This window comes from Streptococcus tangpeifui (assembly GCF_011038795.1).
In the GTDB taxonomy this organism is placed as follows: domain Bacteria; phylum Bacillota; class Bacilli; order Lactobacillales; family Streptococcaceae; genus Streptococcus; species Streptococcus tangpeifui.
Map to the genome: position 1 here is coordinate 20,330 of NZ_JAAKDU010000017.1, position 11,709 is coordinate 32,038.

General features: G+C 41.9%; 5 protein-coding genes. All 5 read left to right on the plus strand.

Annotation, left to right across the window (positions count from 1 at the left end):
- Positions 1 to 17 precede the first annotated feature (17 nt).
- Positions 18 to 4,034 (plus strand): glycoside hydrolase family 70 protein, encoded by a 4,017-nt coding sequence (locus tag G7Y32_RS10035; RefSeq protein ID WP_165213351.1) that lies wholly within the window; start codon positions 18 to 20, stop codon positions 4,032 to 4,034.
- Between the two features lie 305 nt (positions 4,035 to 4,339).
- Positions 4,340 to 8,878 carry a glycoside hydrolase family 70 protein gene (locus G7Y32_RS10040; protein ID WP_165213353.1) on the plus strand — a complete coding sequence of 1,513 codons (4,539 nt, stop codon included), beginning with the start codon at positions 4,340 to 4,342 and terminating at the stop codon, positions 8,876 to 8,878.
- 514 nt (positions 8,879 to 9,392) lie between these two features.
- Entirely contained in the window at positions 9,393 to 9,713 is a 321-nt protein-coding gene (locus G7Y32_RS10045) for a hypothetical protein (protein ID WP_165213355.1), read from the plus strand.
- A 151-nt stretch (positions 9,714 to 9,864) separates the two neighbouring features.
- Positions 9,865 to 10,095: a DUF1858 domain-containing protein gene (locus G7Y32_RS10050; protein WP_165213357.1), complete on the plus strand. Its 231-nt coding sequence runs from the start codon at positions 9,865 to 9,867 to the stop codon at positions 10,093 to 10,095.
- Between the two features lies 1 nt (position 10,096).
- Complete coding sequence (locus G7Y32_RS10055) at positions 10,097 to 11,470, plus strand: DUF438 domain-containing protein (RefSeq protein WP_165213359.1); 1,374 nt, start codon at positions 10,097 to 10,099, stop codon at positions 11,468 to 11,470.
- Positions 11,471 to 11,709: the final 239 nt, after the last annotated feature.

An 11,709-nucleotide genomic window follows, 5' to 3' on the forward strand; every position in this document is an offset into this window, starting at 1 on the left:
ACAGGAGAATGATATTCATGGAAAAAAATCTGCGCTACAAATTGCATAAGGTTAAAAAGCAATGGGTAGCTATCGGTGTGACCACTTTTGCAGTCGGTTTTCTAGCAGGTGGGCAGGTTGTTGCTGCTGACACGACTGATGGTAACGGAGGGAATACTCAAGTTGCCCACTTGATTCCTAAAGAGCCTACTGACTATAAGTTCGATACTCCAAGTGGAATTTTCACTGGTCTTAATTTTGCGAATGCTCAAACAAGTCCAGCAGGCGATAATGCTGGTGCTAATCAACCGGCGGGAGGAATCGAGCCTCAGACTGCTGAAGATGCTGCAACAGACGGCCAAGCTGTTCCTCAAACTAGCGACCAGCCAGGTCATTTGGAAAATGTGGATGGCCAAACCTACTATGTGGATGCTAACGGTCAGCGTTTGAAAAATTATTCAACCGTGATTGATGGCAAGACTTATTATTTTGACGCTCAGACTGGTCAGGCTCAGGCCGAAACACCACAGGTTAATCAAAATGATAATCAGGTAGCACCAGATACTTATGCGGCTAATAATCAAGCCTTCACCAACGATGTTTCTAGTTTTGAAACGGTTGACAATTATGTGACGGCTGATTCTTGGTATCGTCCACGGAAGATTTTAAAGAATGGAGAAAGTTGGCAGACTAGTACTGAATCAGACATGCGTCCTGTCCTGATGACTTGGTGGCCTGATGCAGCTACTAAAGCTGCTTACGCTAATTATTGGGTCAAGGAAGGTTTGATTTCAGGCTCCTATTCACCAAACTCAGCGAATCTTGAGACAGCCGTCCAAACGATTCAGGCGGCTATTGAAAAGAAAATTGCTTCGGAAGGCAGCACAGCTTGGCTGCGTGACAAGATGTCGCAATTTGTTAAATCGCAAAATCAATGGAGCCTTGCCTCTGAAAATCCAACCGTTTATCCTAATCAGGATCACCTGCAGGGTGGAGCCTTGCTCTTTAGCAATAACGAAGCAACGGCTCATGCTAATTCTGATTGGCGTTTGCTCAATCGCAACCCAACCTTCCAAACGGGTAAACAAAAATATTTCACAACTAACTATGCTGGTTATGAATTGCTCTTGGCCAACGATGTTGATAATTCCAACCCAGTTGTTCAAGCAGAACAGCTCAATCATTTCCACTACCTCATGAACTGGGGTGAGATTGTCATGGGAGATAAGAACGCTAATTTCGACGGAGTTCGGGTCGATGCAGTTGATAATGTTGACGCCGATCTCCTGCAGATTCAGCGGGATTACTACAAGGCTAAATACGGCGTTGATCAAAATGAAAAGAATGCCATTGATCATTTATCTATTTTAGAGGCTTGGTCGGGTAATGATAATGACTATGTTAAGGATCAGAACAACTTCTCGCTGTCTATTGATAATTCACAACGTAGCTATATGCTGGCAGCCTTTGCTTATCCGGCCAGTCAACGGGGGAATGATTACATCAGCCTGTTACCTAAAGTTGGTCTGAAGGATCGCCGGTATGCTAAAAATGGTAATCCAGTTCCAAACTATGTCTTTATTCGTGCCCATGACTCCGAAGTCCAAACGCGAATTGCGAAAATTATTCGGGAACGTCTGGGAAAAACGAACGCCGATGGCCTGACCAATATTACTTTAGATGATTTAAATAAGGCCTTTGATATTTACAATCAAGATATGAAGGCTGTTGATAAGCAGTACTATCCAAATAATTTGCCAATGGCTTATGCTTGGATGTTACAAAATAAGGATACGGTAACTCGTGTCTATTATGGTGATATGTACACCGACGATGGTCAGTACATGGAAACTAAGACGCCATTCCATGATGCCATTGAAACGTTGCTCAAGGCACGCATTAAATATGTGGCTGGCGGTCAAACAGCTGGGTATGTACAAGGCTGGGGCAGCGGTATCTTAACCTCTGTGCGTTATGGTAAGGGAGCCGATACTGCTATTGATGCTGGGACAGCAGAAACTCGCACTTCTGGCATGGCTGTCCTGATTAATAATAAGCCTAATTTCCAATCCTATAATGGTTTGACGCTTGATATGGGTGCTGCTCATAAGAATCAGGCCTACCGCCCTCTTCTTTTATCAACTAAGGATGGAATTGCAACCTATCTTAATGATAGTGATGTTAGCAGCAATCAGTACAAATATACTGATGGGCAGGGTCGTTTGAATTTCAGCGCTTCTGAACTGCGCAGCGTTGCTAATGTTCAAGTCTCAGGAATGATTCAGGTTTGGGTACCCGTGGGTGCCGCTGACAATCAAGATGTTCGTGTAGCTCCTAACACCAATCGCAATAATTCTTCCAATATCTATACTCAAAGTGATGCTCTGGATTCCCAAGTGATCTATGAAGGTTTCTCAAACTTCCAAGCTTTTGCTAAGACACCTGAACAATACACCAATGCGGTGATTGCTAAGAATGCGGATCTCTTCAAGTCATGGGGCATTACCCAATTTGAAATGGCACCGCAGTACGTATCATCCGAAGATGGCACTTTCTTGGATTCTGTCATCTTGAATGGTTATGCTTTTAGCGACCGTTATGATCTGGCTATGAGTAAGAATAACAAGTACGGCTCCAAAGAAGATTTGGCCAATGCTATCAAGGGTCTCCATAATGCTGGTATTAAGGTCTTGTCGGACTGGGTACCGGATCAGATGTATAACCTGCCAGGTAAAGAAGTCGTGACTGCAACACGGGTTGACCAATACGGTAGACCTAAGGCTGGTGCGACGATTAACAAGACACCTTATGTAGTTAATACCAAGACTTATGGTGATTATCAAGAGCAGTATGGCGGTAAATTCTTGGATGAATTGCAGAAGCTTTATCCAAGTCTCTTCACGACTAAGCAGATTTCAACTGGCAAACCAATTGACCCATCGGTCAAAATTACTAACTGGTCAGCTAAATATTTCAACGGCTCTAATATCTTAGGACGTGGGGCTAAATATGTTCTCAGCGATAATAATAAGTACCTCAATTTAGGTGCTGGTCAATTCTTCTTACCAACCAATCTCAATAATACCTACGGTCAGCCACAAGCTCCAGCTAATGGTTTCATTTCTAAGAATGGTGGTATTCATTATATTGATAATAATGGTCAAGAAGTCAAGAATCAATTTAAGGAAATTGCTGGCAGCTGGTATTATTTCGATGCCAATGGTAAGATGGCTACTGGACAAACCAAGATTGGCAATACTACCTACCTCTTCATGCCTAATGGTAAGCAGCTCAAAGAAGGTGTTTGGTATGATGGCAAGAAGGCTTACTATTATGATGATAACGGTCGAACTTGGACAAATAAGGGATTTGTCGAGTTCAAGGTAAACGGTCAAGATAAATGGCGTTACTTTAACGGTGATGGTTCCATCGCTGTCGGTCTCGTTTCTCTTGATAATCGTACCCTCTACTTTGACGCCTATGGCTACCAAGTCAAGGGTCAAACTCTGACTATCAATGGTAAAACTTATAGCTTTGATGCCAATGAAGGTGATTTGATTACGGGGAATACGCCAAGTCCAGAACCAAACAATCAAGGAGCTTGGGAAGCACTGGGTGATAACCAATGGGGCTATCGCAAGGATGGTCAGCTTTTGACAGGCAGCCAAACGATTGCTGGACAAAAAGTCTTCTTCCAGCCTAATGGTGTCCAAGTCAAGGGTGGCACGGCTAAGGATGAAGCAGGAGTTCTTCGCTTTTACGACCGTGATCAAGGACATTTAGCTGGTAAGGGTTGGTACTCAACAGCTGATAACAACTGGGTTTATGTCGATGATGCTGGTCGTGTTGTCACTGGCCTTCAAAAGATTGGAAGCCAAACGCTCTATTTTGATGATAATGGTATCCAAGCTAAGGGTAAGGCTATCTGGGATAAGGACGGTAATCTTCGTTATTTTGCAGCAGGTTCCGGTGACATGATTACCAACCGTTGGTATAATATCGGTGATAACCAATGGTACTGGTTCAATAACCAAGGGATTGCTTCAAGATGGTAATCCTATCTCCTTTATAAAAAAAACAGTCTCTGACTTTTGAACATGATTTTCTAATGTTCACTCGTTAGGAGGCTGTTTTTTAGAGAAAAAAGAGCTTTGTCATGATATTGTAACAAGAAAAGAAGACACGTAAGTCCCTTTTAAGACCTTGAGTTCAGCGATCTGCAAAAAAGCGTTTTCTCAAATAGCAGATAATGTAAATAACTAGTAATTTTTTTGAAAAAGTGTTAAGATAGTTTGGTGAGTGAAATAATTTTTAGGTCAATAATATTTCACTATTAAAATTTAAAGGGAGAATGATTTTCATGGAAAGAAAATTACGTTACAAGTTGCATAAGGTTAAGAAACAGTGGGTGACCATTGCTGTTGCTTCTGCTGGCCTTGCTAGTGTCATTGGCGCTGGTGCTGCCAGTCAGACTGTTTCTGCCGATGACATAGGAAATGGTGCTTCAGCTAGTGCTGAACAAAACACCTCTGCTAGTCAGAATAAAGAAGTAGTAGATTCTGACGCTGCGCAGGCAACCGATGCCAAGGCAACTTCTGAACAAGCGGCAGTAAGTTCAGTAGATACGAACTCAGAAACTGATCAAGTCCAAAATGTTGATGGCGTCTCAGCTAATAATCAACCAGCAGCTCCAGCAGCCCCACAGGCAGCAGCTTCAAATAATACGAACACAGCTACGTCAGAAGAAGCAAATACGAACACGGCTGTGTCAGAAGCAGCACCTGCTGCTGAGAATCGTACAGCTGAGAAAGGCGCTGATTTGTCAGACCAAGAAGAGGCAGCAGCGCTTTCTCTTGACAACATCAAAAAAGTTGATGGGAAGTATTACTATGTCATGGCTGATGGTTCCTATAAAAAGAACTTTGCCATCACTGTTAAGGGTCAACTTCTCTACTTTGATGCTGAAACAGGTGCGCTGTCATCAACGTCAACCTATTCGTTTAGTCAAGGGCTAACACCGCTTGTTTCGGACTTTTCGATCAACAATAAAGCTTTTGACTCATCAGCAAAAAGTTTTGAATTGGTTGATGGCTATTTAACAGCAGAAAGCTGGTATCGTCCGACTAAGATTCTTGAAAATGGTAAGACTTGGGTTGATTCCAAAGAAACTGACCTACGTCCAGTTCTGACAAGCTGGTGGCCAGATAAGGATACTCAAGTAGCCTATCTCAACTACATGAGCAAGGCTTTGGGGGGCAAAGAAGAATTTACAACTAAAAACTCTCAGACGGCTTTAAATACAGCCGCTGAAATGATTCAAATGAAGATCGAGCAACGCATCAGCAAGGAACAAGGGACCGCTTGGTTACGTGATGCTATGGCTGCCTTTGTAGCCACTCAATCTCGTTGGAATAGTGATAGTGAGCAATTTGATAAGAATGACCACTTACAAGGCGGTGCTTTGCTCTATACCAATAATAAATTAACCGAGTGGGCAGATTCAAAATATCGCTTGCTTAACCGCACACCAACTCGTCAAGATGGTAAGACCCATTACTCTAAGGCTGACGAATACGGAGGCTATGAATTCCTTCTGGCCAATGATGTAGACAACTCTAACCCAGTCGTTCAGGCAGAAATGCTTAACCAAATTCACTATCTCATGAACTGGGGTTCTATCGTCATGGGTGATAAGGATGCTAACTTTGATGGTATCCGTGTTGATGCGGTGGATAATGTTGACGCTGATACTTTGCAGCTCTATACCAACTACTTTAATGCTGTTTATGGTGTCGATAAATCAGAAGCACAAGCCCTAGCTCATATTTCAATTTTGGAAGCTTGGTCATACAATGATAATTATTATAACCAAGATACCAACGGTGCCGCTTTAGCTATGGATAATGGGTTGCGTCTTTCGCTTCTTTATACGTTGACGCGCCCACTTAGCGAGCGGACTCCAGGCCTGTCAACCTTGATTAAGTCAGAATACGGCCTGACTGACCGGACTAAAGATGATAAGTATGGTGATACTCAACCATCTTATGTCTTTGTTCGGGCGCATGACTCAGAAGTTCAGACTGTCATTGCTCAAATTATTAAAGAAAAAATTGATCCAACGACAGATGGTTTCACTTTCACTTTGGATCAATTGAAACAGGCTTTTGACATTTACAACAAGGACATGAACAGTGTTGAAAAACACTATACGCACTATAATATTCCTGCAGCCTATGCTGTCATGCTGTCCAATATGGAATCAGTGACTCGGGTCTACTATGGTGACCTCTTCACGGATGATGGTCAATATATGGAAACCAAGTCTCCATACTATGATGCCATCAACACTCTCCTGCGTGCTCGTATTCGTTACGCTGCTGGTGGCCAAACCATGGAACATAAGGCTTATACACCTTCAGCCGCTATGAAGGCTAAAAATCCTGATAGCGGAAGTGTGCTGGGTAACAGCGAAGTATTAGTATCTGTTCGTTTTGGCCAAGATGTCATGTCTGCCGATGATATGACCGGCGGTCAACTGGCTAAAACATCAGGTATGTTCAGCTTGATTGCTAACAACCCTGAATTGGAGTTGGATGCTAATGAAGAAATCAAGGTTAATGTTGGTAAAATCCATGCCGGCCAAGCGTATCGTCCATTGCTTTTGACAACCGATAAGGGACTGCAAAAATATCTCAATGATTCAGATACAAACTTGACCAAGGTTGCTGACAAGGACGGTTTCATTACTTTCAAAGGTAGCGAAATCAAGGGTTACAAACAAGTTGAAGTCAATGGTTACCTTTCAGTCTGGGTACCCGTTGGAGCTAAGTCTGACCAAGATATCCGTGTAGCTGCTTCAACTAAAGCTAATGCTAAGGGTGACAAGTCTTACACAGCTAGTCAGGCTCTTGATTCACAATTGATCTACGAAGGCTTCTCAAACTTCCAAGATTTTGTTCAAAAAGATGCTCAGTATACTAATAAGAAAATTGCTGAAAATACGGATCTCTTCAAGGCCTGGGGCGTAACGTCATTTGAAATGGCACCTCAGTATGTCTCAGCTACGGATGGAACTTTCTTGGATTCTATTATCCAAAATGGTTATGCTTTTAGTGACCGTTATGACCTTGCCATGAGCAAGAACAACAAGTACGGTTCTAAGGAAGACTTAGCCAATGCACTGAAGGCCCTCCATGCAGCTGGAATTCAAGCCATTGCTGACTGGGTACCAGACCAAATCTATCAATTACCAGGTAAGGAAGTTGTTACGGCTAGCCGTGTTGATAACTATGGCCGTGTAAAAATTGACCAACCGATGGTAAATAAGCTTTACTTGGCTAACACCAAGAGCTCAGGAAAAGATTTCCAAGCAAAATACGGTGGTGAATTCTTAGCTGAATTGCAAAAGAAATATCCTGAAATGTTCACGGCTAAGATGATTTCGACTGGTAAACCAATTGATTCATCTGTGAAGTTGAAGGAATGGTCTGCTCAGTACTTTAACGGTACTAATGTTCTCGGTCGTGGTACTGACTATGTCCTTAACGATGAAGGTACTGGTAAGTACTTCACCGTTAATGAAAAGGGTGAGTTTTTACCAGCTGTACTGACTGGTAATAAGGAAGCTAAAACTGGTTTCTACAATGACGGCAAGGGAATGACCTACTTTACCACTGCTGGTAATCAGGCTAAATCTGACTTTGTTACAGTAGCAGGGAACACATATTATTTTGACTACACTGGTCACATGGTTACTGGACCTAACGTTATTAACACGAAATTCTATTACTTCTTGCCAAATGGTGTGATGCTGAAAGACGCTGTTATGGAAGATGAGCATGGACGTTCTGTCTACTATGGTAAAACTGGCGTTATGTATAAGGGAAGCCGCAATAATGAATGGTTTGCGATGACTGATTCCAAAGGTCAATTACGCTTCCGTCATTTTGACAATTATGGCTTTATGTCTGTAGGTTTGGTGACGATTCATGGTAATGTTCAATATTACGATGAAGAAGGATTCCAAGTTAAGGGAGACTTTGTAACGGATACGGCTGGACAAACGCGGTATTTCGATAAGAATACAGGGAATCTTGTTAAAGGGCAATTCTTCAATAAAGATGGTCATTGGTACTATTCAGATGACCAAGGCCTTATCGCTAAGGGGGCGCAAACCGTTAAAGGGCAAAAGCTTTACTTTGATGCTAAGACTGGTGCCCAAGTCAAGGGAGATTTTGTGACAGATAAGGATGGCAATACTTCCTTCTATCGTGGCGATACTGGTGATTTAGCTGTTTCCACTTTCTTCTCAACAGGCAACAATGCTTGGTTCTATGCTGATGAAAACGGCCATATTGCCAAGGGTGAAAAGACCATCAATGGTCAAAAGCTTTATTTTGACACCAAGACAGGTCAGCAAGCTAAAGGTCGTTTTGTTCGTGATGCTAAAGGATTGCGTTTCTATGATGCTGATACAGGTGCTTTGGTGACCAACAGCTTCCTAGAAACGAAGGCAGGTTCCAATCAATGGTACTATATGGGGGCAGATGGTTATGCGGTTCGCGGTCATCAAATCATCCAATCTCGTCACATGTACTTTGATGCTGAAACTGGTCAGCAAGCTAAGGGAATCGTGGTTACAGATGCCAATGGTCATAAGTATTTCTACGATGCAAACACTGGTGATCGAGTTACCAATCAATTCGTTCTCGTTAATGGTAGTTGGTATTTCTTTGGTTATGACGGGGTTGCTGTAACAGGATTCCGTGATATCCGTGGTCAGCATCTCTACTTTAATCCTGATGGTACACAAGCTAAGGGAACAACTGTAAAAATTGACAACCGTATCTATACCTTTGATGCAGATACTGGTGAACTAACATCCGTTCGCTATATTTAAACTTGAATGCGACTCAAACAGAGCTGGGATATTCCCAGCTCTGTTTTGGTGTGAGTTATTGTTTTTGTATCCAATATAAGTCCAATAAATACTCAGTTCAAATCAAATTAACAGTTTAGCGGTTCCATTGATTTTAAAAGGATAGCGAACAAGGTGTTCAACACATCTTTTAGTCTAATGGTTTTTTCGCAGTGGAACTGCAAAAGAGGTTGTGATGACTAGTAATCATGTCAGCTCAATTCCCAACGTAAAAGCTTCACTGGACCTTTTTTCACGTCCCTGCCAATTCAGGAGGAGGTGAATAGCAACTGTTGGCATTGATTTAATCTAACTATAAATTAAAAGATGGAAATAATAGTAGCAGCCTACTAAATAGTTGTGGCAGAAGAACATTCTAGGCCAAATAGGAAACATTTGAGGATAAGGTACTAGATTAGGAATCCGTTGTCTTATAAAATAGATTGGTTGAGGTAACTCAGCTATCATTACTTTAAGAAGGAAGGATTCAACTTTTATGAAATCACCTATCAAAAAATTTCTTCTCACTTCAGCTTTAGCTGGAGCTATGTTGGCAGCATCTTCAACTGTTTCAGCTCTCGGTTGGACTGAGACTAATCGCTATGGTACTGCTCCAAATCCTAATTATTATCGTACCTACTATGATTTAAATGTCCATAATGTGGATATTAATGACAATGTCATTCCAACGGAAGGAACGGACTTCACCCAATATTATTGGCGTGGTGATAGTAGTTCAAGTTCTACTACCTATGACAGTAAAACTGGTATCACAACAACTACTTATTTTACAGTGCGTTACTGGGAAGCAAAATAAGAGTAGGAGAAAGTCTCGATTTAAGATCGAGGCTTTTTTGGATCGATTATAGGGACTTGCTAAAAAAAGCGGACTAACCTTTCTCTGTCCGGATTACTTGGCTTTACTTTTGTTATAATAAGATTATTAAAAGAGAAAGTGAGTCATGCTGATGACCAATACTATAGATTTATCTCAACCGGTTGCTCAAATAGTCAAAGAGCACCCAGAACTAAAAGACATTTTGATTGAGTTGGGTTTCAAACCTCTAGCTAATCCGGTAATGTTAAAGACCCTCGGCCAAGCTACTAGCTTAAAAGCTGGTTCTAAACTAGCTAATGTTCCTTTGGAAAAGATTAAGCGAACGCTGGAATTCAATGGTTATGAGGTGAAAGGAGACTGAGATGACTGATAATCGTATCGAAATACTAAAAGATATTCTTCTAGACCTTCACCACGGAGCTAGTCCTGAGGCGGTTCAAGAGCGTTTCGATAAGACCTTTAAAGGCGTTTCGGCTTTAGAAATTTCCCTTATGGAGCATGAACTGATGTCTGATGAAAAATCTGGTGTGACGTTTGAAGATGTTATGGATCTCTGTGATGTTCATGCTAATCTGTTTAAGAATGCAGTGGAAGAGGTGGAGGTAGCAGATGCTGATCATCTTGGTCATCCTGTTTATGTTTTCAAACAGGAAAATTTGGCTTTGAGAGGAGCTTTATTAAGGATTCGGCGGATTTTAGATAATTTGGACCAGTCTGAAAATGAAGATTTCCAAGCTGATATCATTAAAGGGCTGAAACATCAGTTGACCTTGTTAGGTCAATTTCAGCTGCACTATCAGCGTAAGGAAGATCTCTTTTTTCCAATCATGGAGGCTTACGGGCATGATTCCCCACCTCGGGTGATGTGGGGTGTGGATGATGAGATTCGGGACCTCTTTAAAAAATTAGAATTTCAGGTTAACCAGCTTCCAGATGTTCCAGTTGCTTCTATCAGTCAGGCTTTTGAAGCATTTGCTCATGAATTTGAAGAGATGATTTTTAAAGAAGAATCGATCTTGCTGATGATTCTTTTAGAGATTTTTACTCAAGATGACTGGTTGAAAATTGCTGAGGAAAGTGATGCGATTGGTTATGCCATTGTCAGACCTGAGGAGAAGTGGTTGCCCAAGAGAGAGGATTTTGAAAAGCATTCCGACCAGACAGAAGGGCAGGGATCTGCTGAGAATTTAGCAGAGCAAGCTCCTTCAGAATACCACTTGTCAGAAGGGCAGGAGCAAGTCATTGATACACCGGCAGGGCAATTTAAAATCAGTTTCATTCCTAAAACACGAGGAGAGGAAGTTGACCGCCATACTCCTCAGAAATTTACCAATGGTTACCTGTCGCTTGAGCAGGCCAATCTAATTTTGGACCATCTGCCCTTGGAAGTGACTTTTGTTAATAAAGACGATATTTTTCAGTACTACAACAATAGTGTCCCTACACAGGAGATGATTTTTAAAAGAAGTCCCAGTCAAATTGGCCGCCATGTTGAGCTCTGCCATCCGCCTAAGGTTTTAGATAAGGTTAAACGTGTTTTTGAGTTGTTGAAATCAGGCCAAAAAGATAAGGTGACCATGTGGTTTAAATCGCAAAAGCGAGGTCAGTTTGTGTATGTCACCTACGCTGCTGTTCGTGATCAAGCTGGACATTTTCAAGGGGTACTGGAATATGTTCAAGATATTCACCCCTTCTTTGAGTTAGAAGGAGATAACCAACGTGATATCATCGAATAAGTAAAAAGCCAAAGGCACTGAGCAAGACATCCATGATGGCTCCGCCCTCACCCACAGAATAATGAAAACGGACACACAGCCCTCACTAGGTGTATAATCTTAGTGAGGGCTTTGTGGTTGACGAGTTAATGATTCTAGTAATCGAGGGCAAAACTGATCCACTCTACTGACGAGCACCCCAAAATATGCGATAAGCATGAGTATAAAAATACGACTAAAATTCGGTAGATAAGCTCTCT